The sequence below is a fragment of the Rhizobium sp. 768_B6_N1_8 genome (assembly GCF_051811225.1).
Classification (GTDB): Bacteria; Pseudomonadota; Alphaproteobacteria; order Rhizobiales; family Rhizobiaceae; genus Rhizobium.
In genome coordinates this window covers 11,639-37,051 of sequence record NZ_JBPWPV010000002.1, presented here as the reverse complement: position 1 = coordinate 37,051, position 25,413 = coordinate 11,639, and the positions used below count along the sequence as shown (strand labels likewise).

At 61.2% G+C, this 25,413-nt stretch carries 15 protein-coding genes; 9 read left to right on the top strand and 6 right to left on the bottom strand.

Features of this window, described 5'->3' with window-relative positions:
* Positions 1 to 142 precede the first annotated feature (142 nt).
* Together AB8B33_RS24455 and msrA are read right to left on the bottom strand one after the other, a co-directional pair.
* Positions 143 to 583 (bottom strand): response regulator, encoded by a 441-nt coding sequence (locus AB8B33_RS24455; RefSeq protein WP_439017329.1) that lies wholly within the window; start codon positions 581 to 583, stop codon positions 143 to 145.
* A 225-nt stretch (positions 584 to 808) separates the two neighbouring features.
* On the bottom strand, positions 809 to 1,519 hold the full coding sequence (gene msrA, locus AB8B33_RS24450) for a peptide-methionine (S)-S-oxide reductase MsrA (protein WP_439017328.1): 711 nt from the start codon (positions 1,517 to 1,519) through the stop codon (positions 809 to 811).
* A gap of 203 nt (positions 1,520 to 1,722) precedes the next feature.
* Here msrA and AB8B33_RS24445 point away from each other — a divergent pair, with 203 nt between their 5' ends.
* The 5 genes from AB8B33_RS24445 (at position 1,723) to cueR (ending at position 15,017) form a co-directional block, all read left to right on the top strand.
* A complete protein-coding gene (locus AB8B33_RS24445; protein WP_439017326.1) occupies positions 1,723 to 7,203 on the top strand; it encodes an MG2 domain-containing protein in 5,481 nt (1,826 codons plus the stop codon).
* Entirely contained in the window at positions 7,200 to 9,281 is a 2,082-nt protein-coding gene (gene pbpC / locus AB8B33_RS24440) for a penicillin-binding protein 1C (RefSeq protein WP_439017325.1), read from the top strand. Before AB8B33_RS24445 ends, pbpC begins: the two co-directional genes overlap by 4 nt.
* A 62-nt stretch (positions 9,282 to 9,343) precedes the next feature.
* Positions 9,344 to 11,953, top strand: coding sequence for a malto-oligosyltrehalose synthase (treY, locus tag AB8B33_RS24435; RefSeq protein ID WP_439017324.1), 2,610 nt, complete (start codon positions 9,344 to 9,346; stop codon positions 11,951 to 11,953).
* 109 nt (positions 11,954 to 12,062) lie between these two features.
* Entirely contained in the window at positions 12,063 to 14,612 is a 2,550-nt protein-coding gene (locus AB8B33_RS24430) for a heavy metal translocating P-type ATPase (RefSeq protein ID WP_439017323.1), read from the top strand.
* A gap of 12 nt (positions 14,613 to 14,624) precedes the next feature.
* Positions 14,625 to 15,017 (top strand): Cu(I)-responsive transcriptional regulator, encoded by a 393-nt coding sequence (gene cueR, locus AB8B33_RS24425; protein ID WP_439017322.1) that lies wholly within the window; start codon positions 14,625 to 14,627, stop codon positions 15,015 to 15,017.
* A gap of 44 nt (positions 15,018 to 15,061) precedes the next feature.
* Here the strand turns inward: cueR and AB8B33_RS24420 are convergent, their stop codons facing one another.
* Both AB8B33_RS24420 and AB8B33_RS24415 read right to left on the bottom strand, forming a co-directional pair.
* Positions 15,062 to 15,367, bottom strand: a complete 306-nt coding sequence (locus tag AB8B33_RS24420; RefSeq protein WP_439017321.1) for a hypothetical protein — start codon at positions 15,365 to 15,367, stop codon at positions 15,062 to 15,064.
* 262 nt (positions 15,368 to 15,629) lie between these two features.
* Positions 15,630 to 15,896, bottom strand: coding sequence for a helix-turn-helix domain-containing protein (locus tag AB8B33_RS24415; RefSeq protein WP_439017320.1), 267 nt, complete (start codon positions 15,894 to 15,896; stop codon positions 15,630 to 15,632).
* Between the two features lie 103 nt (positions 15,897 to 15,999).
* Between AB8B33_RS24415 and AB8B33_RS24410 the strand changes: the two genes are divergently transcribed.
* A complete protein-coding gene (locus AB8B33_RS24410) occupies positions 16,000 to 16,890 on the top strand; it encodes a LysR family transcriptional regulator (RefSeq protein WP_439017319.1) in 891 nt (296 codons plus the stop codon).
* Positions 16,891 to 16,987: 97 nt separating this feature from the next.
* On the opposite strand, the gene traA is transcribed toward AB8B33_RS24410, so the two are convergent.
* Both traA and AB8B33_RS24400 read right to left on the bottom strand, forming a co-directional pair.
* Positions 16,988 to 20,299, bottom strand: coding sequence for a Ti-type conjugative transfer relaxase TraA (gene traA, locus AB8B33_RS24405; protein ID WP_439017318.1), 3,312 nt, complete (start codon positions 20,297 to 20,299; stop codon positions 16,988 to 16,990).
* Between the two features lie 337 nt (positions 20,300 to 20,636).
* Positions 20,637 to 21,107: a DUF992 domain-containing protein gene (locus AB8B33_RS24400; RefSeq protein ID WP_439017317.1), complete on the bottom strand. Its 471-nt coding sequence runs from the start codon at positions 21,105 to 21,107 to the stop codon at positions 20,637 to 20,639.
* Positions 21,108 to 21,636: 529 nt separating this feature from the next.
* Between AB8B33_RS24400 and AB8B33_RS24395 the strand changes: the two genes are divergently transcribed.
* The 3 genes from AB8B33_RS24395 to AB8B33_RS24385 are packed head-to-tail and all read left to right on the top strand — an operon-like array spanning position 21,637 to position 25,239.
* Positions 21,637 to 22,470 carry a formate/nitrite transporter family protein gene (locus tag AB8B33_RS24395; protein ID WP_439017316.1) on the top strand — a complete coding sequence of 278 codons (834 nt, stop codon included), beginning with the start codon at positions 21,637 to 21,639 and terminating at the stop codon, positions 22,468 to 22,470.
* 7 nt (positions 22,471 to 22,477) lie between these two features.
* A complete protein-coding gene (locus AB8B33_RS24390; protein ID WP_113324419.1) occupies positions 22,478 to 23,626 on the top strand; it encodes an HlyD family secretion protein in 1,149 nt (382 codons plus the stop codon).
* Positions 23,623 to 25,239: an MFS transporter gene (locus AB8B33_RS24385; RefSeq protein WP_439017315.1), complete on the top strand. Its 1,617-nt coding sequence runs from the start codon at positions 23,623 to 23,625 to the stop codon at positions 25,237 to 25,239. Before AB8B33_RS24390 ends, AB8B33_RS24385 begins: the two co-directional genes overlap by 4 nt.
* The last annotated feature ends 174 nt before the right edge of the window (positions 25,240 to 25,413 follow it).

Here is a 25,413-nt window from a genome sequence, read left to right as displayed (position 1 = left end):
GCTTTCAGTCGCTCCGTTCGTCGGTTGAACAGTGCGACCCGAAAGGGATTTGCAACTACATTCGTTCAGTGCCACCAAGTGGAAAGCCCAAGTTCATTTGCTCGATCTGGAACCCAAGGCCTTTCCGAGACGTCCACGGGCACTAAGCAAACACCATCATCTGCTGTGGCACCACAGCCAGCATCCCGGCCCGGCGGGCTGCCACGTATTTTAGGAGCTGTTCGACCACCCGTGGCATGACCGGTTTTTGCACCACGCCGAGCGCGCCGCGCACGCCGTCTGCAACTACTTCGGGATTAGCAGTCATGAAGACGACGGAAATGCCGTGGTCTTCCGCGAGCTGCCGGCCGATCTCAGGGCCGGTCGCGCCGTCTGAGAGATTGACATCGACGAAGGCGATGTCTGCGAGCGGCGCAAGCCTGAGGGCCCCCTCGCGATCCGATGCGAGACCTGCGACATGCACGCCCATGTTCTCGATCGTCATTTCGAGATCGAGGGCGATCAGCAATTCGTCTTCGACAATTAGCACTCGCTGTTCCATGAGATGTTCCCGTTGCCAGCTACGCATGACATTCGTGGCCATGACAGATCCCCTTTACGCTTTACTTTAGGAGACTCCGCTTCGTTGAAGACAGATCGCTTCGACGAGGCTCGCAGCTTAAACGGGCGATGCGACGATATGTTCCGGCATGAAACGCAGTATTTCTCGATTAAACTTTTGTTAATATTGATAAATTCTTACATTTTTTGCAGTTCGTAAAAGGCGGCGACTCTAGCCGCCTTCTGAAATTCTGATTTTGCAGGATTCTCAGCCCTTGGCCTTCAGCACCAGAACCGGATCCTTGCTGTAGTCAGCCGGGAAGATCTGCTTCAGGTTTTCGATCTTCGGCAGGTCGTTATAGACGATATAGGGGTAGGTCGGGTTCAGCGTCAGGAAATCCTGGTGGTACTGCTCGGCCGGGTAGAAGCCGGTATAGTCGGTGACCTTGGTGACGATCGGCTGTTTGAAGACATGCGCCTTGTCGAGCTGGGCGATATAGGCTTCGGCGACCTTGCGCTGTCGCTGGTCGGAGATGAAAAGTGCCGAGCGGTATTGGGTGCCTTCGTCCGGTCCCTGGAAATTGAGCTGCGTCGGGTTGTGCGCGACAGAGAAGAAGACCTGCAAGAGCTTGCCGTAGCTGACCTGTCTCGGATCAAAGGTCACCTTGACGGATTCGGCATGGCCCGTCGCACCGGAGCTGACCGTTTCGTATTGGGCGGTTGCGGCTTCACCACCAGCATAGCCGGAAATGGCGCTTTTGACCCCCTTCACATGCTGGAAGACGCCCTGGACACCCCAGAAACAGCCGCCGGCGAAGACGGCCGTCTCCGTGCCGGACTTACCCGCCTCGTCGATGGCAGGGGCTGGAATGACGACGGCATCTTCCGCCGCTTTGGTGGCGACGGAACCAAGGCCGAGCGAAAGGGCTGCGGTTGCGAAAAGCGCGGCAAGGACCTTGCCTGACGTGGATATGGGCATGGGGGCTACCTCCGGGAACTATATGGCTAAATCCTCGCCGATCGGCGAAAAAGCCGCAAATCACAAGCTGTTCACTCACACCGATGTGACAATTGGACGAAAGCGAATGTGCGAAACCGGAACAGGCGGCAAGGTGAGTTGACAATTCCCTGGCGAGTGGGGACAGTGCCGGCCGGCTCAGAGCCAGCATCCGGGGGGAACCAATGTCTGTGCGCTCGTTCTTCGCTTTTTCCGTCATCGTCGCATCTATGATTTTTGCAGGCCAGTCGGCTTTTGCCGCCGACGCCAAGCGCGACATCGTCACCGTCAAGGACGCTGATTATTTCGGCTTCGACCTGCGCACCGAGCAGAATCTCTCGCTCGATCAGTGCAAGGCGGCCTGCGTCGGCGACAAGAGCTGCAAGGCTTTCACCTATAATCCCAAGGTGAAGTGGTGCTTCCTGAAGTCCGACTTCAAGACGATGAATGCCGCCCCCGGCGCGATTGCCGGCCGGATCGTCGAAACGACGGCTGCGAGCGTGCCGAAAGAGCCGGATATTGGCGCTGCCCCTCGCCTGCCCTTCCTCTCGGACGATCTTGTCCAGCAGGCCCGCAATTTCCGCAACGATCTGACGCTTGCCGACGACCAGCAGGGCCAGGGCGTCGACAGCCTGACGGCAAGCGCGCGCCTGGATCTCACCGGCGGCAATCTTTCCGATGCGCTGAAGGCTTTCCATGGTGCCCTGTCGATCACGCCTGATGATGGCGACCTCTGGATCGAGACGGCGCGTGCCGCCACCTCGCTCGGTGCGCCTGACAGCGGCGTCTTCGGTCAGGCGGTGATCGACGCGCTGAACGGCTACCAGCTGACGCGCACCACCAATAAGCGCGCCGATGCGCTTGCGGTGCTTGCCAAGGCATTAGAAAAGAATGCCAACTATCGCGATGCGTTGAATAGCTACAAGGCAAGCCTTGCGCTCGTCAGCGCCAAGGATGTGCAAGCGGACTACCTGCAGCTCAAGCAGACGCAGGGCTTCCGCATCACTGAACATACGGTCGATGCCGATAGCGCCACGCCGCGCGCCTGCGTCACCTTCTCCGAGGCGCTGGTCAAGACGGTCGACTATGCGCCCTTCGTGACGCTGAACGGTGCTGCGCCCAAGGCGATGGAAGCCAAAGACAAGCAGATCTGCGTCGAGGGCCTCACCCACGGCGAGACCTACAAGATCGGCTTCCGCACCGGCCTGCCCTCCTCGGTCGACGAGGTTCTGGAAGCCCCCGTCACGATCGACGTCTATATCAAGGACCGCAGCCAGATGGTGCGTTTCACCGGCGACAGCTTCGTGTTGCCGTCGACGGCGCGCCGGGGCATCCCGATCGTCTCCGTCAACATGGCCTCTGCCAATCTGAAGCTCTACCGGATCGGCGATCGCGGCATCGCACCGCTCCTGACCGGCTCGCAGTTCCTGACGCAGCTCGACGGCTACAGCGCCCAGAATATCCAGGACCAGAGCGGCGAGCTCGTCTGGCAGGGATCGATCGAGATCGCCAACGAACTCAACAAGGATGTCGTCACCAGCTTCCCGGTCGACGAGGCGCTGCCCGAGCGCAAGCCCGGCATCTATGTGATGGTCGCAACCCCATCGACCGGCCCCGCGCAGGACTGGGATTCGCAGGCCACACAATGGTTCCTCGTCTCCGATATCGGCATCACCACCTATGCCGGCACTGACGGGCTGAACGTCTTTGCCCGCTCGCTCGCATCTGCCAAGCCGATGGCCGGCGTCGAATTGCAGCTTCTTGCCAAGAACAATGAAGTGCTCGGAACCGCCACGACCGACGCGAACGGCCGGGCCACCTTCACGGCCGGTCTGATGCGCGGCACCGCAGCACTCACGCCGGCGGTCATCAGCGCCAAAAACGGCACGTCCGACTATGTCTTTCTCGACATGACGCGCGCCGGCTTCGATCTTTCCGACCGTGGCGTGACCGGACGCGCCGCGCCGGGCGCCATCGACGTGCTGCCTTGGACCGAACGCGGCATCTACCGCGCCGGCGAAATCGTCCATGCCGCAGCCCTTGCCCGCGATACGGACGGCAAGGCGATCGAAAACCTGCCGCTGACCTTCATCTTCTCACGGCCGGACGGTGTGGAAGACCGACGCATCGTCAGCCAGACGAGCAATCTCGGTGGCTATGTGGTGGACCTGCAAACGCAGGAAAACGCCATGCGCGGCACCTGGACGATGAACGTCTATACCGACCCGAAGGGCTCGGCGATCGCCACCAAGACCTTCCTCGTCGACGATTTCGTGCCTGACCGCACTGACATGGAGATCAAGACCGACTCCAAGGAGATCGGCACGGATACGGCCGCGACGATCAATATTTCCGGCAAATATCTCTATGGCGCGCCAGCGGCGGGCCTGACGATTGAGGGCGACGTCGTTGTCAAGCCGACGCGCGAGAATGCCGCCTATCCCGGCTATCAGTTCGGCCTTGCCGACGAAGAGGCGAGCGAGGATTCGCGCCAGCCGATCGACGGCCTGCCGGCACTCGACGAGAATGGCGAAGCCTCGACGGATCTGACGATCGGCGAACTGCCGGCCACGACCCAGCTCTTGAATGCCACCGTCTATCTGCGCATGCAGGAGCCGGGCGGCCGAGCCATCGAGCGCTCTCTGGAGATCCCGGTCAAGACCGACGCGACCGCAATCGGCATCAAGCCTGAATTCGACGGCGACCTGCCGGAGAACGCGCTCGCGAATTTCACGGTGATCGGCCTCGATACTCAGGGCCAGAAGCAGGAGATGAAGGGCCTGCGCTGGAAGTTTTACAAGCTGCGCCGCGATTACCAGTGGTATCGCGAAGGCACAGCCTGGAAATATGAACCCACCTATACACCCGAAGAGGTCGCCTCAGGCTCGGTGGATTCAACGGCTGAAAATGGCGGCAAGATCCAGGCACCGGTCAACTGGGGCCGTTACCGGCTCGAGGTCGAAAGCCCTGACGCCGACGGTCCGACCTCCAGCGTCGAGTTCGATGCCGGCTGGTTCGTCGCCTCGACTTCGACGGAAACGCCTGACGGCCTGGAAATCGCTCTCGACAAGGACAGCTATCATGTCGGCGAGACAGCCAAGCTAAAGGTCACGTCGCGTTATGGCGGCGAGCTGATGATCATGGCTGGCACGGAAAAGCTGATTGCCGTCGAGAACGCCACCATGGGCGAAACCGGCGGCGAGGTCGATATTCCGGTCACTGCCGACTGGGGTGCCGGCGCCTATGTGACTGCCACCCTCTTCCGGCCGGGCGATTCGCTCGACACCCATATGCCGGCCCGCTCGATCGGCATCAAATGGCTGAAGGTCGATCCCGCTGAGCGTGCGCTACAGGTCAAGATCGATACGCCTGAGAAGATGCTGCCGCGCGGACCGCTTGATATCGGCCTGCAGGTCACAGGCGCCGGCGCGAATGAGGAAGCCTATATTACGGTTGCTGCCGTCGATGTCGGCATCCTGAACCTGACCCGCTACGAGCCGCCGAACCCTGAGGACTGGTATCTCGGCCAGCGCCAGCTCGGCCTCGAAATCCGCGACCTTTACGGACGGCTGATCGATGGTTCGCTGGGCGCGACCGGCAAGCTGCGCACCGGTGGCGATGGCGGCGCGATCGCGCTGCAGGCGAGCCCGCCGACGCAAAAGCTTGTTGCCTTCTTCTCCGGTCCGGTAAAGCTCGATGCCGAAGGCAAGGCGAAAGTCAGCTTCGACATCCCGCAGTTCAACGGGACCGCCCGCGTGATGGCCCTCGCCTGGACGAAAACCGGCATTGGCCATAGCGCCAAGGACGTCATCATCCGCGATCCTGTCGTCGTCACCGCAAGCCTGCCGAAATTCCTGGCGCCTGGGGACAAGGCCAATCTGCGGCTCGACATCGCCAATACCGATGCGCCGACCGGCGACTACAAGCTGACGCTCACCGGCAACAGCGCGCTCAGCATCGACGGACCTGCCGAGCAAACGCTGAAGCTTGAGGCCGGCGCCAAATCCGACCTGACGCTGACGCTTGTCGGCGGCGAGCCGGGCGATGGCAGTGTGGCAATCAACCTGTCGAATGATCAGGGGCTTTCGCTCGATCAGGTGGTCGATGTACCGGTACGGCCCTCCTCGCTGCCGATCACCGAACGGCGCGTCATTGCGCTTGCACCCGGCAAGAGCCTGACCATCGACAAGAACCTACTTGCGGACAGCGTGCTTCCGGGTGCCTCGGTCAGCGTCAACGTCACCCGCTCGGCCGCCTTCGACATTCCCGCACTGCTGATGACACTCGACCGCTATCCGTTCGGCTGCGCCGAACAGACGACGAGCCGCGCGCTGCCGCTGCTCTATCTGGCCGAGGTCGCCAAGCAGGCCGGTATGGATGAGACGGATGACGACATCCACAAGCGCGTGCAGGATGCGATATACCGCGTGCTGTCCTACCAGGCCTATGCGGGAAGCTTCGGTCTGTGGGGACCGGATTCCGGCGACCTCTGGCTCGACTCCTATGTCACGGATTTCCTGACGCGGGCGCGCGAGCAGAAGTACGACGTGCCGGATCGCGCTCTGGTGCAGGCGCTGGAAAACCTGCAGAACTCACTCTCGTATACGACGGATGTGAAAGGCAAGGGTGATGAGATCGCCTACGCCCTCTACGTGCTTGCCCGCAACAAGAAGGCGGCCGTCAGCGACCTGCGTTACTATGCCGACACGATGATCAACGACTTCCCGACGCCGCTTGCCAAGGCCCATATCGCTGCGGCGTTGGCGCTCTATGGCGATGCAACGCGCTCGAAGAACATTTTCGTCGATGCGCTGCAAATGTCGAAACAGTCGATGGTGACCCGCGTGAACTTCTCGCGCACCGATTATGGGTCGGTGCTGCGCGACGGCGCGGCGATCCTGGCGCTTGCCGCCGAAAGCCGTCCGGTCCCGCCCGTCATTCCGGAACTCGCCAAGGCGGTCGCGCGGGAATGGGATCGCAGCAAATATACAAGCACCCAGGAACAGGCCTGGATGCTTCTGGCGGCGCGTGCCCTGCAGAACGGCGACGACGATCTGAAGGTCAACGTCAACGGCGCTGAGCGGACCGGCGCCTATATGGCAAAGATGACCGGCGATGCGCTGATCGACCATCCGCTGACATTGACGAGCGCGACGAGCGACACGGTCTCGGCCGTCGTCACCACGGTCGCCGCCCCCGTCAAGCCGCTGCCGGCCGGCGGCAACGGCTTTACCATCGAGCGGACCTATTACACGCTCGATGGCGAGGAGGCGAATGTCAGCGAGGCGCAGCAGAACGAGCGTTACGTCGTGGTGCTGCATGTGACCGAGCAGAACGACTGGGCCTCGCGCATCGTCATCACCGATCTCCTGCCGGCCGGCTTCGAGATCGACAATCCGAGCCTTGTCGACAGCGCCCAGATGACGAATTTCGACTGGGTTGGCGAAATGTCCGCCGCCCATACGGAATTCCGCTACGACCGCTTCGTCGCCGCCTTCAACCGCGACGAAAGTTCAGCGCGTGACTTCAACGTCGCCTATGTCGTTCGCGCCGTAACACCTGGCGCCTACGATCATCCGGCAGCGACGGTCGAGGACATGTACCGTCCCGATATGTCCGCCCGCACGGCGACCGGCAAGATGGAGGTCGTTGCGGCTCAACAATGAGGCGGTGGCAGAAGTTTGCGATCGGGATAGCGGCCGGCATCATCATCGCCGGCGCAGGTCTTTTCGCGCTCGATGCCGCCGACCGTGCTTATCCGCCGCCGCTGGAGCAAGCAGAGGCCGTCTCGCCCGAAGTGCTTGATGTCGACGGGCAATTGCTGCGCGCCTTTGCGACGCCGGAGGGGCGCTGGCGGCTGAAGACTGACGTTTCCGACGTCGATCCGCAGTTCATCCGCATGCTGGTCGCTTATGAGGATCAGCGTTTCTACGAGCATTCCGGCATCGATATCTGGGCGCTCGGGCGCGCGTCACTGCAATTCGTCAGCAATGGCCGAATCGTGTCTGGCGCCTCGACGCTCTCCATGCAGGTGGCAAGGCTGATCGAGCCGCGCGAAAGCCGGTCGTTTTCGGCGAAACTCCTGCAGATCATGCGCGCAGTGCAGATCGAGCGGCGGCTTTCGAAGGGTGAAATCCTCGATCTCTATCTCACCCATGCGCCCTATGGCGGCAATCTGGAAGGCGTGCGCGCCGCAAGCCTTGCCTATTTCGGCAAGGAGCCGAAGCGGCTGACGGTGGCCGAAGCCGCCCTGCTCGTCGCGCTGCCGCAATTGCCCGAAAAGCGCCGCCCCGACCGGAACCTGAAAGCTGCGGAAGCGGCGCGCAAGCGGGTGCTCGACCGTATCGCCGTGGCCGAGGTGGTCGGCGATGGCGAGGCCGAGCGCGCCGAGGGTGTCGCCATTCCCGCCCGCAGGCTGCAGCTTCCAGCCCTTGCCGCCCATGTCGCGGAAGCCGCCCTGCGCAAGGATCCGAAAGCGATCCAGTATCAGACGACGCTGAAGAAACAGGTCCAGACGGGTCTCGAATCCGTCGCGCGTGCCGCGACGATGAAGCTCGGACCAAAACTGTCGCTCGCCATGGTGATGGCGGACGCCGAGACCGGCGAGATCGTCGGCGAGGTGGGTTCCGCTGATTATTTTGATGCCAGCCGCTCCGGCTGGATCGACATGACGCGTATCAACCGATCGCCCGGCTCTACGCTCAAACCCTTCATCTATGGCCTTGCCTTCGAGCAGGGACTGGTCAGCCAGGAGACGATCATCGAGGACCGGCCGGCCGATTTCTTCGGCTACCGGCCGCGCAATTTCGACATGAGTTACCAGGGCGACGTGACCGTGCGCGAGGCCCTGCAGCTCTCCCTCAACGTGCCGGCCGTCAAGCTGCTCGACGCGGTCGGCCCGTCTCGCCTTATGGTGCGTTTCCGCCGCGCCGAAGTGCGCCCCATTTTGCCGCCAAACGAGACGCCGGGTCTGGCGATTGGCCTTGGCGGCGTCGGCATCACGCTGAAGGATCTCGTGCAGCTCTATACAGCGCTTGCCAATCGCGGCCAGCCGGTCAGGATCGGTGACGGTGTAACGAATGCGCCGGGCAAGATCGATGGCGAGCCCCTGCTGGAGCCGGTCGCGGTCTGGAATGTCGCCGACATACTCTCGGGCGTCATACCGCCGGCCGGCGCGCCCCAACGCGGCATCGCCTACAAGACCGGCACGAGCTACGGCTATCGCGACGCCTGGTCGGTCGGTTATGACGGACGCTATGTGCTCGGTGTGTGGGTCGGACGGCCTGATAACAGTGCCGTACCCGGTTTGACGGGTTATGGCACGGCCGCACCCATCCTCTTTGAGGCGCTTGCGAAGTCCGGCATCGCCACCACGCCGCTGCCACGCCCGCCGGCAGGGGCCGTGCGCATAGCCCAGACCGAGCTGCCGATCAGCCAGAGGCGATTTGCCGTCAATGCCAACGGGCTGCTCGTCGCGTCCGGCCGCGAGCCGTCGCCCCAGATCGTCTATCCGCCGGAGGGCGCCCATGTCGATCTTGGGGCAAAGGCGGGCGATCTTTCGCCGCTGATGCTAAAACTGCAGGGCGGCCGCGCGCCTTTCCGCTGGCTTGCCAACGGCAAGCCGCTGCCCGATCTTTCCCGCCGGCGCACGCAAAGCTGGATGCCTGATGGCGGCGGTTATTCCAAGCTGACGGTAATTGATTCCGTGGGCCGGGCAGCAAGTGTCGGCGTCTTCGTCGACTGACGGGAACAAAAGCGCTTCACAACCGTTGGAAGATGTCTCCTCCAAACGGCAAAAATGACCCCATGACGCTCCCCTCCGCGACCTACCGGGTCCAGTTCCGCAACGGCATGACATTCGATCACGCATGCGGGCTCGTACCCTATCTGAGGTCGCTCGGCATCAGCCACCTCTACGCCTCGCCGGTCTTCACGGCCACCAAGGGATCGACGCATGGTTACGACCTGACCGATGCCAGCGAGATCGATCCGGCACTTGGAGGAAGGGCGGGCTTCGATCGCCTGACGGAAACGCTGTCAGAAGCAGGCATGGGCCTGATCCTGGACATCGTTCCGAACCATATGGCCGCTTCACTGGAGAATGCCTGGTGGCGGAGCGTCCTGGAATTCGGCAGGCATAGCCCGTTTGCAGACTATTTCGACATAGACTGGCGCGAGCGGCTGACCCTGCCCCAGCTCGGCAAGAGCTTCGATGAAAGCGTTGCTGCCGGCGAACTGACGATCACCATCGACGAGGCGCACGGCAATTTGGCGATCGGTTATTTTGAAACCCTCTTTCCGCTGAGCATGGAAAGCTACCCTCTGCTCTCGGCGGAACTGGATGATCCGGTTCTCGCCGGGATGGCGGAACTGACGGCCTCTGTCGACGGCGGTGACCTGCATCGTGGCCTGCGCGATATGATCTTCGAGGCCGGCGATCTCAAAAGCCTGAGTGGAAAGCTTGCAGCGCTTTCGAAAGACCATGCCTTTATGACACGGCTGCACGGGAGACAGCACTGGCAGCTTCAGCGCTGGCAGGAGGCCTCGGAGCATCTGAGCTATCGGCGGTTTTTCGAAGTGACGGGGCTGGTCGGCCTGCGGGTCGAGGATACCAGGGTCTTCGATGAGAGCCACCGGCTGGTTCTCGATCTCGTGCGTCAGGGCCAGGTGCAGGGCCTGCGCATCGACCATATCGACGGGCTGGCGGAACCGAGAGCCTATCTCAACCGACTGCGCGAAGCTGCCGGCGCGGACACCTATATCGTCGTCGAAAAGATTCTCGGCGCAGGTGAGGAATTTCCCGCCGACTGGCCGGTGCAGGGAACGACCGGCTACGAGTTCATTACAGCCTTAAGTGGGCTTTTCGTGGACGGCAATGGTTTGCAGAAGCTCGATGAAGCCTATCGCCGACTGGCGGATGGCAATGGCGATTTTGAAGCCGGGTGGCGGACGGCCAAGCGGCTGATGGTCGAACAGAATTTCGCCGGCGAGACGGCCCGCCTCGCACGCATTGCAGCAGGCCTCTTTCCCGAACTGTCTATGGAGGAAATCACCGGGGCGATCTGCGAGCTTCTGATCGCCTTTTCCGTCTACCGCACCTATGGGACCGATGGCCCGCTCGATACGCGGGACGCGGATCTCCTGAAAAAAGCCGAGATGGTGGCCGCCGGACATCTGGATTATGCGCAGCCACTGCAGAGCATCGCGGCCATACTCGAAGGCACGATCGACAACGAGGCGGCTCGCGAATTCCGCCTCCGCTTCCAGCAACTCTCCGGCCCCGTCATGGCCAAGGCAATGGAGGATACGCTCTTCTATCGCTACAATCGGTTGCTGGCGTTAAACGAGGTCGGCGGCGAGCCGGATCATGTGCCAGGCGGCATCGAAGCGTTTCACCAATTCATGCAAGCGCGCAGGCGCTCCCAGCCCTCAGGTCTTTCGGCAACATCGACGCATGACACAAAGCGCGGCGAGGATGCGCGGGCGCGGCTTTATGCTGTGAGCGAAGGCGCCGGCGTCTTTGCCGACGCCGTCGAACACTGGCGAAGACTGAATGAAAGCCACCGCACCGAGCTTACGGATGGCGCAGCACCCGAGCCCAATCTGGAATGGATGCTCTACCAGGCGCTTGCCGGCGCCTGGCCCGAGGATTTCGACCGCCATCATGCCGATGCGCTACGCGACCGCTTCACCGCTTATGCGGAAAAGGCCATTCGCGAAGCCAAACTGCGCACCGACTGGACGGCGCCGAACAGGGACTATGAAGAGGCGGTGCGCACCTATACGGCCGCGCTCTTCTCAACCGACAACGACGCATTCATCGAGGATTTCGCTCGCGTCCTGCAGCCCTTCATCGAAGCTGGCTACGTCAACAGCCTATCGCAGACGCTGATCAAACTGACGGCGCCGGGCATTCCCGACATCTACCAGGGGGCAGAGGGATTCGATTTCAGTTTCGTCGATCCCGATAACAGGCGCGGGCCGGATTTCGAGACATTGAGCGGCTGGCTTGCCGAAGGGGGTGCGCTCGCGCGGCTGCAGGTCGCGGCATTGAAACAGCGCATCATCCAGATCGGCCTGGGGCTGCGGATGGAGCGCGCCCGGCTTTTCACAAAGGGCGAGTACCTTCCGGTTGACGTCAATGGTGTCAGGAGTGATCACGTCGTCGCCTTTGCCCGTCTGCATCAGGAGAACTTCGCCATTACGGTCGTGCCGCGACTGATGTTCGGCTGGCTCGATCCCGGCGTGCTCTTTGCCGGACCGGAGTTCTGGGAAGATACGGCAATATCAGTGCCCTCGCCCATGCACGGTCTCAAGGCCGATCTCTTGACCGGCAAGATGCTGGAGCCGGGAAACAAGATCTCGCTTGCCACGCTACTTGGAGACCAGCCGGCGGCTCTGATCGTGCCGGCCTGACGGCAATCTCGAAAAAGTCTGCGCGGACGAAGAAAGACGTTGACCTTCCAGTTGCTGGAAGGTTCATAAAGCTGTCCGGATGCCAGAAAGGCATGAAAGGCGCAGTTTTATGGATAACAAGCACGATCATCATCAAGACCACGATCATCATGGGCATGATCACGGCCATCACCATCATGGCGACGGCACGCAATGCGGTTGCGGCCACGACGAAAAGGCTGAAGTGGTGGTGCGCGATGCCGTCTGCGGCATGACGGTCGATCCGAACGCCGGAAAACCTTCCTTCGATTATGAAGGTCACACCTATCACTTCTGCAGCGACGGCTGCCGCCAGAAATTCGAGGCGGCGCCGCAGGATTATCTGACCGCCAAGGACCCGGTCTGCGGCATGACCGTCAACCGCTCGAACGCGAAACACTTCCTGAAGCACAAGGGCGAAAAATTCTATTTCTGCTCCGCGGGCTGCAAGGCGAAGTTCGAGGCCGATCCCGAAACCTATCGCCATGGCAAAAAGCCAACGGCGGCCGTCATGCCGAAGGGCACGCTCTATACCTGCCCGATGCATCCCGAAGTCGTCAGCGACCGCCCCGGCGACTGCCCGAAATGCGGCATGGCGCTGGAACCGATGGGCATTCCGCCTGAAGACGAAGGCCCGAACCCGGAACTCGTGGATTTTATCCGGCGCCTGTGGGTCAGCGCTGTTCTTTCAATTCCGCTCTTGATCCTTACCATGGGCCCGATGCTTGGCCTGTCCTGGCCGCGTGAAGCGCTCGGCGAGCCGCTGGCGAGCTATGTCGAACTGTTGCTGGCGACACCCGTCGTCCTCTGGGCAGCACTTCCCTTCTTCCGCAGGGCATGGGCATCGCTCGTCAACCGCAGCCCCAACATGTGGACGCTGATCGGCCTCGGCGTCGGCACGGCCTATCTCTACAGCGTCGTCGCGACCTTGGCGCCGGACCTCTTCCCGCACAGCTTCCGCGGTCATAGCGGCTCCGTCCCCGTTTATTTCGAGGCGGCTGCCGTCATCGTGGCGCTCGTCTTCGTCGGGCAGGTGCTGGAATTGAAAGCCCGTGAACGCACCGGCTCTGCAATTCGCGCCCTGCTCGATCTTGCGCCAAAGACTGCGCGCCGCATCGATGCCGACGGCAGCGAGCGCGACGTGCCTGTCGATGAGATCCAGACCGGCGACCGGCTGCGCGTGCGCCCCGGCGAACGCGTACCGGTCGATGGCTCCGTCACCGAAGGGCAGTCGACGCTGGATGAATCGATGATCACGGGTGAACCGCTTCCGGTTGAAAAGGCCAAAGGCGACGCACTGACCGGCGGCACGATGAACAAGAACGGCGCATTGATCATGACCGCCGAAAAGGTCGGTGCCGATACCACTCTCTCACGTATCGTCGATATGGTGGCCAAGGCACAGCGTTCGCGCGCGCCGATTCAGGGCGCCGTCGATCGTGTTTCGGCGATCTTCGTCCCGGCCGTCGTTGCCGCTGCCATCGCAGCCTTCCTCGTCTGGTCCTTTGTCGGGCCGGAGCCGCGGCTGGCCAATGGGCTGCTCGCCGCCGTCGCCGTCCTGATCATCGCCTGCCCATGCGCACTCGGCCTCGCAACGCCGATGTCGATCATGATCGCCACCGGACGCGGTGCGCAGGAAGGCGTCCTGATCAAGGATGCGGAAGCGCTGGAGCGTTTTTCCAAGGTCGATACATTGATCGTCGACAAGACCGGCACGCTGACCGAAGGTAAGCCCAAGCTGACGGACGTTGTGGCTTTGGGCAGCATTGATGAAAGACATCTGCTGGCGCTTGCCGCGAGCCTCGAACGTGGCTCTGAACATCCGCTTGCAGAAGCCATCGTCTCAGGGGCCGAAGAACGCGGCCTCACCTTTCACGAGGTCACAGGTTTCGAGGCACAGACCGGTAAGGGCGTAAAAGGCACGGTCGGCAGCGCGTCCGTCGCCCTCGGCAATGCCGCCCTGCTCGCCGATCTCGGCACCGATCCGGCAGCGCTCCTGGACCAGACCGAGGTGCTCCGCGGCGAAGGCAAGACCGTCATGTTCGTCGTCATCGACGGTACTTTGGCCGGCCTCGTCGCAGTCGCCGACCGCATCAAACCAACGACGGCGGCTGCCATCAAGGCGCTGCACGACAGGGGCCTGAAGATCATCATGGCGACCGGCGACAACGAACGCACGGCCCGTGCCGTGGCGAAGAGCCTCGGGATCGACGAGGTCCGCGCCGATGTTCTGCCCGAGGACAAGAAGGCGCTCGTCGATGAATTGAGGGCAAAGGGCGCCGTCATTGCCATGGCTGGTGATGGGGTCAATGATGCACCGGCGCTGGCAGCCGCCGATGTCGGCATCGCCATGGGCACGGGTGCAGATGTTGCGATGGAAAGCGCTGGCATTACATTGGTGAAGGGCGATCTCAACGGGATCGTCCGCGCAAGACGGCTGGCTGAGGCGACGATGCGCAACATCCGCCAGAACCTCGGCTTCGCCTTCGGCTACAATGCTCTCGGCATCCCCGTGGCAGCCGGTGTGCTCTACCCGATCTTCGGCCTGTTGCTCTCGCCGATGATTGCAGCGGCCGCCATGAGCCTCTCCTCTGTCTCCGTCATTGGCAATGCGCTGAGGCTGAGGGTCGAAAAGCTGTAAAGGAACGAAGCGATGAATATCGGCGAAGCCTCGGAACGGTCCGGCCTGCCTTCAAAGACCATCCGCTATTATGAGGATATCGGCCTGATCCGTCCTGACCGGGGTGGAAACGGCTACCGCGACTATGCGGCCTCGGACGTACACAAACTGCGCTTTCTGCAGCGTTCGCGCGGCCTCGGCTTCTCCGTGGAGGAATGCCGTCAGTTGCTGGCGCTCTACGAGGACAAAAGCCGGGCAAGCGCCGACGTCAAGGGGATCGCCGAGGCGAAGCTTTCGGAAATCGATCGGAAAATCCGCGAGCTGACGGAGTTGCGACATACGCTCGAACATCTCGTTCATGCCTGCCACGGCAATGACCGTCCCGACTGCCCGATCCTCAAAGAGCTCTCGGATAGCGCCGCCTAACGAGCCCGGTGCCCCAGATCCAGGGGGCTTTCTCATCCTCGCAATCAGGAAAGCGATTGGTCCTTGATGGCCGCGTCTGAGAGACTTTTGTGTTCCTCGACCTCCTCGTCATGCTCGTCCTCGACGGTGGTGTCATCCAGCCGGTGCTTGATCGCCAGCGTATAGATGACATCGAGGATATTGCGGTCCTTTAGATGCGGGTCGCTGAGCGCCAGCAACGAGGCGCGAACGATCTTCTTGCTTGAGGCTTTCGGACAGCGCTTGCGGACAAAATCATAAAGCGCATCGCCCACAAGTCCATCCATTGCGCCGTCCACGAGAGCCTCGTAGAGCCGCTTCTTCTCTTTCATATTCTGTGTTCCCCTTGCAAATCAGCGGGGCACATACTCTGTCATAGAACTGTCATAAACAACCGGCGAACGCGATCTGTCGACAATTGGTCAGCTGTGCAATCGTGGAAAACGATAATTTTGGCTATATTGATACGCGACCGATTGCCACCCGGGTTTTCTGATGCTGGCATCTGCAGCGTTCCCCCAAAGCTACGCGGCCTCAAAATCGGTCGGTCGCATCCAGACTTCCCGGGCGTGGGCGACAGATACTTATCGAAATTCATAATCGCTTTCGTTTTCTGCCGGATCGAAGCGCCGTCGGCTTTTGCGCACCGGGATCGATTGGGGCGAACAGCGCTGAGACGTCCACCTCCAGGACTCGCGCAAAAGCCTCTAAAGTCGAAACGGTAACGTTCTCCTTCCCTCGCTCCACACGCCCGACGTAAGAGCGATCAATCTCAGACTCCAAAGCAAGGCGTTCCTGCGAAAGCCCCCTGGCTACACGCAGACGTCTGAGATTCCAGCCGATTGTTTCTCGAACATCCATTCCACGAGAAACGCATATCTGGGGCTTGACAATCGACGGACTGATAGTCCCTAATTAAATCGTGATGATTGCTTGAGCGCGTCTTCACGGGAGGGTTTCGGTAATGGAACTACGCCAGCTATCCTACTTCGTTGCGGTGGCCGAGGAGCTGCATTTCGGCAGGGCGGCAGCCAAGGTGCATATCGCCCAGCCGGCCCTGTCGAACCAGGTGATGGCACTGGAGAAGGAACTCGGCGTGCAACTGTTCATGCGCACGACACGGCGGGTGGAACTGACGCGGGCAGGGGCAGCCTTTTACGAACGGTCGGTCAGGATCCTCAGCGAGATAGACCTGTCGACAGAGATCGCCCGGTCGGTGGCTGGCAAGACGGCGAAGAGGATTGCGATCGGCACTGTTTATCCCGCCACCATCGGCGTGCTGCCGTCGTTCCTGTCGCGCATTGCCCGCAAATATCCCGATATCCGCCTGCATATCGAAAGCGGCACCACCGACGACATCATCCGCCATATCGAGGCAGGCCGCATCAATCTCGGCTTCATCAGGCCGGTGGAGAATATCGGCTCGCTTCGCTTCTTCTCGATTGCCCATGAACGTTATCTGCTGGCCGTCGCCAAGGAGAGCCCGCTATCGCTGAAGAGCGAGATCGATATCGAGGATCTGCGCTCTGAGAAGATCATCTCCTTCTCCCGCCAGAACCTCTCCTACAGTGAGCGCTATTTCGCGGAGAAATTCGAGGAGCACGATCTGACCGACAATGTCGCCTACACCTGCGACGACACGTTCTCGCTGGTGTCGCTGGTTTCTGCCGGGCTTGGCATCGGCTTCGTGCCGGAATGGACGCAGGATCTGCCGAACCGCGGGTTTGAACTGAAGAAGGTGCGGGGGATCGATTTCAAGATCGGGCTTGGTGTCGCCTGGAACCGGGAGGATCCGACGGCCTCACGCGACGACATCATCGATATCGCACGATCGCTCGCGCGGCCGGGACGATAAGATATCGTCAATCGCTGTCGCGGTGGTTAGTCGAAGTATCAGTTGAGCTCGGCAAGATTGCCACGAGTGGGCTTTGCGGACTGCATTCATCAATAGGCTATTTCAGGGATAGTCCTTGGCTCTTCGTCTGTCGAATTGCCTCCGCCTGCTTGAGTGCCATGACAGTACGCTCATGCGCAGACAGTTGTTGGACGGTCCGCATCGAGGCCCAGGCGGCTTTGATCTCCAGCTGTTGCGTAGTGCTCAATCCGGCGGTAAGGGTCTTGAACGCTTCACCGTCAGCATCCTTCGTCGCTATTCCGAGAAAAGTACGCTCTCCGAATCGCTTAGAAACGGCGCGTGCAAACCCTTCGAGCTCGGCCTTCACGGCTCCGTCAGCAAGCACATATTCCAGACCAGCGGAGTGATCGTTTCGATTGATTGCATCGCGAACGCGTTCGAGAACAGCTTTCGCATTCGGCGACAGATCTGGGATTTCAACCGACAAGTTCTGCCGTCGAGCGTACTCTGCCATCTCAGCCCTCTGCGCGGTCTGAACGCGTATATTCAGAAAGCGCTCCAGAGAGCGAGATAGGGCGGGAACATTGAGAAGAGCAGTTTCCCGATTGCGCTTGTCGCTCTTACGGGCCAACAAGCCTGTCTTGCCTCTGAGGGCGCCATATAGCTCCGGCGTGTTCGCGATCTTCAATATTGTATTCGCAGCCACCCTTGTATCCTGGACCATCGCGTCGACATTGACCGCCTCGAATGCCGCCTCCGGCTGCGCGTAGACGAGACGAAACCGCAACGAGACGTCCTCCCACTCCTTCTGGAGACCGGGATCGGCGCCGAGCCTGGCCTCTATGGCCTGTGCCATCGACTGAGGGAAGATCGTGATGGCGGATACCATCGGCTTTGCTGTCTTGCCTGCGCTGACAAGGTGAGCCGTCGATGCGGTTCTTGCGACACCGAGCCTTTCGCCGACCCTGGCCAGACGGTTGGCGAGGCTCATGAGCGTCTGCTTCTGCCTGACCATCCATTCCAGCCGATGCGCAACCAGCGATCTTGCGACCCGAACGAGGTGCAGACCGCGGCTTTCGGCAAAACGAAGAGCCTGCCGATAGAATGAGCCGCCCTCGTAGTCGAGCGTCGTTTCCTTGGAATTCCGGCGCGCCAGGATGGCCTCGAGCCCGCCAGCTTTTCCAAACGATCGGCGGCCATAGTAGAGGCTGAGATCCTCGCGATGGCGGGTCATCGCCACATAGGTCAGGTGCCGGTCGAGAGACAACGAGGCCAGAACCTTGACCTGGTCGACGGTGGCGCCCTGGCTCTTGTGGATCGTCGTGGCATAACCGTGATCGACATGCCCGTAGAAGCGCTGCTCCACGACCACCTGCCGGTTGTCATCGCCCGCACCGGTCTGGACGAGGATGCGGCCGGGCGCTGCCTCGATCACCTTGCCCAACATGCCGTTCTTGACGCCGAGCGAAGCCTCGTTCTTCAGGAAGACGATCTGGTCACCGGCTGCAAATTGGCGTTTGCCCTCGGTCGTCGCAAAGACGAAGCCCTGTTCCACGATACCGCGCTCGACAAGCCGTTCGCGTGCCATCTCGTTCAAGGCGCGCACGTCGCGGCGCAGATGCGCCAGGATCAGCGAGGTCTTGGCCGGATCGTAGTCACGATCCCAGTCCGCGATCAGACTGGCGATGGCTTGCGCCTTCAGCTCCGAGCCGATGATCTTGTCGTTGGCCCTATAGGCGTCGATGGCCCGACCGACATTGCCGCGGGCAAGGTCGAGCGAGGCGTCACGCATCCACTGCTCGCGCTGCCTGTAGATCGTGTCGAGTTCGGCATAGCCGATGCGGTCGGTGATTGCCCGGAAGGCGGCACCGGCTTCGATCGGCTGCAGTTGTTCGGGATCGCCGACAAGCACGAGTTTGGCGCCAGCCCGCGTGACAGCTTCGACGAAGAATGCCATCTGCCGCGACGACACCATGCCGGCCTCGTCGAGAACGAAGACCGTCTTGTCATCGAGTGGATCTCGGCCCCGGCTCCAGCGCTGTTCCCAGGACGACAGGGTGCGAGAGACAATACCCGCTTCCTTCTCCAGTCCCTCTGCCGCCTTGCCGGCAAGCGCTGCGCCGATGACACGATAACCTCCCGCCTCCCAGGCCTCGCGGGCCGCCTTCATCATCGTCGTCTTGCCGGCGCCGGCTCGGCCGATCACGGTTGCGATCCGCTCCCCGCCGGCCACATGCTCGATCGCCACCTTCTGCTCGTCAGACAGACCCGAATGACGCGCAAACGTCGCCTCCAGAACTCTGTGTCTGACACCATGCGATGAGCGCTGCGACAGCCAGATCGCCCGGTTCGCCATCTCGGCTTCCAGGCGGATCATCTCGCGGGTCGTGTATTTCGCCGGCGAGCGCAGTCCGGTGGCAAAATCGGTCCGCTCACCTTCCAGCATCAATATCTGACGACTCTGCAGGATTTGCGCCATCAGGCTTCGGAACACCTTGGCATCATCGATGTAGCGATGTAGCACCTTGCCCACATCACGTTCGTCGAAAACGCTTTTCTCCCGCGTGACCAGGTCAAGAACGATATCGGGATTGCGACGGATACGACGAGCATTCTCTATGCGCCGTTCCTCCTGCAATTCCAGTCGATCGAGCACAACGGCTTGACCGGAATTCGAGGCCTTTTGTGCAAGCGCCTTCGTGGCAACACCCAGATGGGCGGTTGGCGCCAGCTCGATCCCCTGCTTTTCGAAGGAGCGCCCATCGACCCTGACGTCGAGACCGGCAAGCGCCAGATGCCGGTTCTGGCAGGCAAACCAGCCGTCGCGGAATGCATTGAACTCATCGATGTCGCCCACCCAGCGCTCGTAGACGATTTTGCCGGCGCCATAGCGGATCGGTTGACCGTCAGGACCGAGCAAGGCGACGATTTTGGGTCCGAATCCATCCTCGGTCAGCGGCCGCAGCGTTATCATCAGATGCACATGCGGATTGCCCGGAGCGTCGTGATAGACCCAGTCGGCAACCATGCCCTTCGTAGTGACATGGGTCGCCACGAAGTCGCGCATTAGGGCGATATTCTGCTCGGACGAGAGCTCGATCGGCAGCCCGATTGTGACCTCCCTGGCAAGCTGTGCATTGGCTCGCTTCGAGGAGGACTCCACCTTGTTCCAGAAGGACTCGGATGCGCTGGAAACGGAACGATCAGCGATCATCGACTGTAGCCACTGCGGCGCGTCCGAAGGAATGGAAAACTCCTCGTGCAACAGCCCCTTCTTGCGCGTGTAGTCGATAGTTCGCGCTTCCCGTTCGAATTCCATTCTGGCGCAATGACAGTAGGCCGCCAGTTGGACCGCGCTACGGCCGGAGCCGCGGGAGACGATTCTGACGGAGAAATGCGATATAGCCACGAGCAAGCCTCTTGCGAACGAAACCTATGGGTTCGTCGAAAGCGGAGACACTCTTACGCCTGAACAAGACGGCGACGGATATCGCTCTTAGCTCCGCTCCGTCGGAACGGTTGCAAGGATGCGCAAAGGTATTGGCTGCGCCAACTCGCATTTCTGCTAGTAGATGGCACCAAACTGTGGGGCTTTCATGCGGTTGAAGTCGAAACCGCATGAAAGACATCCGGAGTCCTCGTCTACGATTTGCCAAGCTCCGGTGTAGTTTAGGTCGTGGAAAGGTTTGATCTTGACGCAAGCGCTCTAGTGGCACTTACGCAGTGACAAATCGACACGATCCCACTCACTCTGCGAGCTGCAGCTTCAAGGCCGTGACACCGACGGCCAGATTGACGCCGACATCGCCTTCGAGCGAAACCGGCTGCAGCGAGACGGTCCTTCTCGTTCCGCCGACCAGTACATTGGCGCCGCCGCCGATACCGACGCTCGCATCAGCCGTGACACCGGCATAGTTACCCTCCAGGCCGGCAGCCGGTTCGCGCGTGGCGTTGAAGACGAGCCAGACCATCCGACCCTTCTCCACGGTGCCGACATCGAGGCCGAAATCGGTGATGGTGCCTACATAGTGCTGGCCAGCATCGCCGGAAGCGCTCGGCGTAAAGGTGCAGTCGACATCCTGCTTGGAGCCGACGATGACACCGATGCCCTTGGAAACGTCGCAATCCAGCTTGCCGACATCGGCCTGGGCGGCGTTTGCAACGACAGGGGCGGCCAGCATGCCGGCTGCGAGGAGGGAAAGAAGGGCGGTTTTCATGATGGATCCTGTTCGAAGTTGAAAGTTGCTATCGGCAGCGCAGTTCATGGGAGCTGACCGCGGGTACTGGCTGACATCATCGACGAGGGCTCGCCGATCGACGAAAAGAATAGGGGTGCGGCCGGATCGGATGAAATCGCGCGCTGGTCTAGGCGGGCCAATACGTAAGTTTAGTTCCGCCCGGTAGGAATTGGGCGTAACTTGCTACCCGTCGCCTGGGGCCTCCTCCTGACAGGCGATAGAAATCTCGGTTAAGGCTTCCCGGTGTCCCTCCCCTCCGCCCGAAGTCACGGATTGCCCGAGGATCCGCAAATGGCCGCCTTTCCGTATCGGAAGGCGGCCTCTTTTTTTCAGCATTGCGCGATTTTCCGTCGCGACCGAAGTAGCATGCGAGCATGACAACAGATGTCCCGGCCTGTCCGGAGATAGCCTAGACGTAGGTATGATTCAGCAATGCGGCTTGCGCGACTAGCTTTTCGAGCGTCCGGGACGAAGCCCGGTTCGATCATCAGAGAGACGAGGTACTGTCATGTATCAGGATTCGATTGATCACTTTGCCCAGTCCGGCGAAGAGAAAGCCGACGAGGTCCGTAGCCACTTTCCCGCCTTCCTGATCGGGGCGGCGATGGCCGGCGCCTATATCGGTTTCGGCGATATCATCATGTTTACCGCCGGCGCTCATGCCGATCCGGCCTGGGCGCATCTCGTTATGGGCGTGGTCTTCTCCTCTGCCCTGACAATCGTCGTCTTTGCCGGCAGCGAGCTTTTCACGGGAACGGCGATGTATATGCCGCTTGCCGTGCTGACGCGGCGCAGCCGCGTTGCCGATATGCTACTTGTCTGGATCGCGGCCTGGATCGGCAACCTGATCGGCGCCGTGGTACTCGCCGGCCTCTTCCATCTGGCCGGCGGCGGTGTGCTTCTGGGCGACGGAAGCCAGGCCTTCTTTTCGATTGTCTCGGCCAAGATGTCGGCGGGATCGCTGGAGCTTCTTGCCCGCGGTATTCTCTGCAACTGGCTTGTTTGCCTCGCCATCTGGATGGCTGGACGCACGGAAAATGCCGCTGCCAAGATCATGTTGATCTTCTGGCCGATTACGATCTTCGTGGCCGCGGGTTACGAACACAGCGTCGCCAACATGTTCACCTTCTCGATGGCGCTGATGGGTGAGCATCCCGCAAACATCACGCTTGCTGCCGCCGTCCATAATCTCGTCTGGGTCACGCTCGGCAACCTCATCGGCGGCGCGGTTTTCATGGCGCTGGGCTACTGGCTACAGGTCCATGGCACCGGCCACGTCTCCTTCGTCCCGGCCCCGGTTCGCGTCCGCGCAAAGGTTTCCGCTGACCACAGCAAGAAGTGAGGCGCGCATGGCCAAGCAGATCACCGTCACCAGCCTTAGCCCATCCGAGCCAGCGCGCTCGCCGCCGCCGGAAGCTCCCGCCGCGCCGGCTGCGCCCTCCCCGGGAGCCGTGGTGTCGTTGAGACGGCTTGCCATTCCCCTTCTCGCCATCACGCTCGTGGGCGCCGGAGTGGCCATCGTGAGCGTCGACTGGAACCGTTGGGTGGCGGGCGCATCGCATCAATCGACGGACGATGCCGTGGTCAGCGCCGATGTCTCGACGCTGAGCGCCCAGATCAGCGGCATCGTCCAGAGCACCCCGGTCACCGATTATCAGGCGGTGACGAAGGGCCAGTTGCTCGCTGAAATCGATCCGCGGGAATATGACGCCGCGGTCGCCGCCTCGAAGGCCAATCTTGCAGCCGCAAACGCATCGCTTGCCAATCTCGCAAACCAGATCGAATTGCAAAAGGCCGTCGTGCAGGTGGCTGAAGCGCAGAACGCATCGGCCCTGGCACAGCAGACACAAACGGAGCAGGAGTTCCACCGCCAGACCAGCCTTGGCGGCGCGACCTCGCAACAGCTGCTGCAGCAGGCGCAGGCCGCCTATCTGCAGGCCCAGGCTTCGGTCAAATCGACGGCAGCCTCGATCGCGCAGCAAAAGGCCCAGTTGAACGTTCTGAACGGACAATCTCCGCTGCTGCAGGCGCAGGTGAATGCGGCTGAGGCATCGCTCGATACCGCCCTGATCCACCAGGGCTATGCCCGCATCTACGCGCCTTTCGATGGCGTCATTGGCCGCAGGCTCGTCCATGAAGGCGATTTTGTCGCGGCCGGCACCAGCCTCGTGTCGGAAGTGCCGCTTCCGAGCGTCTATATCACCGCGAATTTCAAGGAGACACAGCTTTCCCGGATCACGCCGGGCCGCGCTGCGGAGGTTTCCATCGACACCTTCCCCGGCCAGTCGCTGCATGGCAAGGTCGTCGGCCTGTCTCCGGCAAGCGGCTCGATCTTCGCGCTGCTGCCGCCCGACAACGCGACCGGAAACTATACCAAGGTCGTCCAGCGCATCCCGGTCAAGATCGTCTTCGATCCCGGCCAGCCACTAGTTGATCGGCTGAAGCCCGGAATGTCGGCCGTCGTCAGGGTGGATACCAAGCAGGACCCGGACCAATGAGCTCGGCTCCGCGCGCCTTTGGTCCGCTGACCAGCGGCACGACGACCAGCCATCCGTATCTTATCGTCGCAGCCCTGTTGCTCGCTTCCTTCGTTGTTGGCTTCGATACGCGTGTCTTTGCTGTCGGCCTGCCCGATATCCGTGGCGCCTATTCGCTTGGCTTCGACGAAGCCTCATGGCTCAGCACCGTCGCCAACGCACCGCAGATCCTCATTTCATCAGCGGTCGCCTGGATCGCCACCGTTTTCGGTGTGCGCCGCGTAATGATCCCGACGACATTGGTCTATGCCTGCATTTCGCTCATTATTCCCATGGTCCATGACGGCGGCGCACTCTTTGCGCTGCATGCGGCGCGAGCGCTGCTGCTCGGCGTCTTCATCCCGGCCACCATCATGGTTATCTTCCGCAATCTCGACATGAAATACTGGCTGATCGGACTTTCGATCTACGCGCTTCGCGTCCCGCTATCGCAGAATCTCGGCTTTGTGCTCGTCGGCATCTATGATGATTATCTCGGCTGGCAGTGGGCCTATTGGCAGGATGTAATCGTCACGCCGATCATTGCCCTTCTCCTCATCATCGGTGCTCCCAAAGAAGAGATCAATTCGAGCCTGCTCAAGGATGCCGACTGGGGCGGCATGATGCTGCTCGGATGCTCGATGACCATGATTTACGTCGGTCTCGATCAGGGCAACAGGCTGGACTGGTTCAATTCCGGCATCGTCACCTCGCTGCTGGCAGGCGGCACGATTCTCTTCATCGGCTTCCTCATCAACGAGAGTGTCGTCACCAACCCCTGGGCGCATGCGAGCGTGATCCTGTCGCGCAATATCGGCATCGGCTATGCGATCATCATCGCCTTTACCTTTGCGAGTTCCGGCGCCTCGATTTCCATTCCGGGCTTCCTGCAGTCGGTCGTCGGATTGCGGCCGATCGCCATATCCGAACTCTACATTTTCGGCGCGGTCATCCCGGTCTTTCTGTTCATCGCGTTTGCGATCTTCCTGCTGCGCCGGATCGATGCGCGCCTTTGCATCATGATGGGGTTATCGGCGATGGCGCTCGGCTCTCTCTGGGGATCGAACCTCTCCATTACATGGGCGCCCTTTAACTTCCTGCCGGCCGTGCTCCTCCATACGGCGGGGCAATCCTTCGCCTTCTTCGCAACCGTCGTCTACCTGATCGCCAATTCCGACCCGAAACGCTCGACGGCGGTATCCGCCTATATCCAGGTGATCCGGCTCGGCAGCGTCGAACTAGCCCTGAGCCTCTTGAACACCTGGTTCCGGCAACGCGAGCAGTACCATTCCAATATCCTGACGGGGCCGATCTCGGGATCGTCGAGCAATCTTCACGGCGTACTGGCAAAGCTGGAGACGCTGTTCGGGACAAGCCATCGCGGGAGTCTCGAAGCCCTCTCAGCCGTTGCGGCTGATATCCATGCGCAGGCAAGTGTACTCGCCTATGCCGATATCTTCGTCCTGTCCTTCTGTTCTGCAATCGCCGGCCTTGCGCTTGTGGCCTGCATGGGCGCCATGCCCTTCGGACCGCTGCATCCCGATTTCCGCAAGAACCCGCCGGCCGCCGACGCACATCCGGCCTCAGCCGGCTGACCGGCGACGCCCGATATTCCTTCGAATAGGTGCAGTGAGCCGGTGCGAATGCTTTTCGCGCCGGTCCTTCTGCGTGCCGGCGGCTACCCGGAGGCGGGAGCGTATACCTATGGGGAACGGCGACTAGACCTGCGTATAGATGCGCCAGTGCCCGCCCGGACGTAGCCTTCTCGC

Coding starts and splice junctions, on each gene's coding strand:
- AB8B33_RS24410 (WP_439017319.1), top strand. CDS start 16,000: ATGGAACTACGCCAGCTATCCTACTTCGTTGCGGTGGCCGAGGAGCTG.
- AB8B33_RS24455 (WP_439017329.1), bottom strand. CDS start 583: ATGGCCACGAATGTCATGCGTAGCTGGCAACGGGAACATCTCATGGAA.
- msrA (WP_439017328.1), bottom strand. CDS start 1,519: ATGCCCATATCCACGTCAGGCAAGGTCCTTGCCGCGCTTTTCGCAACC.
- AB8B33_RS24400 (WP_439017317.1), bottom strand. CDS start 21,107: ATGAAAACCGCCCTTCTTTCCCTCCTCGCAGCCGGCATGCTGGCCGCC.
- AB8B33_RS24420 (WP_439017321.1), bottom strand. CDS start 15,367: ATGAAAGAGAAGAAGCGGCTCTACGAGGCTCTCGTGGACGGCGCAATG.
- AB8B33_RS24395 (WP_439017316.1), top strand. CDS start 21,637: ATGTATCAGGATTCGATTGATCACTTTGCCCAGTCCGGCGAAGAGAAA.
- AB8B33_RS24415 (WP_439017320.1), bottom strand. CDS start 15,896: ATGGATGTTCGAGAAACAATCGGCTGGAATCTCAGACGTCTGCGTGTA.
- AB8B33_RS24385 (WP_439017315.1), top strand. CDS start 23,623: ATGAGCTCGGCTCCGCGCGCCTTTGGTCCGCTGACCAGCGGCACGACG.
- AB8B33_RS24390 (WP_113324419.1), top strand. CDS start 22,478: ATGGCCAAGCAGATCACCGTCACCAGCCTTAGCCCATCCGAGCCAGCG.
- treY (WP_439017324.1), top strand. CDS start 9,344: ATGACGCTCCCCTCCGCGACCTACCGGGTCCAGTTCCGCAACGGCATG.
- AB8B33_RS24445 (WP_439017326.1), top strand. CDS start 1,723: ATGTCTGTGCGCTCGTTCTTCGCTTTTTCCGTCATCGTCGCATCTATG.
- pbpC (WP_439017325.1), top strand. CDS start 7,200: ATGAGGCGGTGGCAGAAGTTTGCGATCGGGATAGCGGCCGGCATCATC.
- AB8B33_RS24430 (WP_439017323.1), top strand. CDS start 12,063: ATGGATAACAAGCACGATCATCATCAAGACCACGATCATCATGGGCAT.
- cueR (WP_439017322.1), top strand. CDS start 14,625: ATGAATATCGGCGAAGCCTCGGAACGGTCCGGCCTGCCTTCAAAGACC.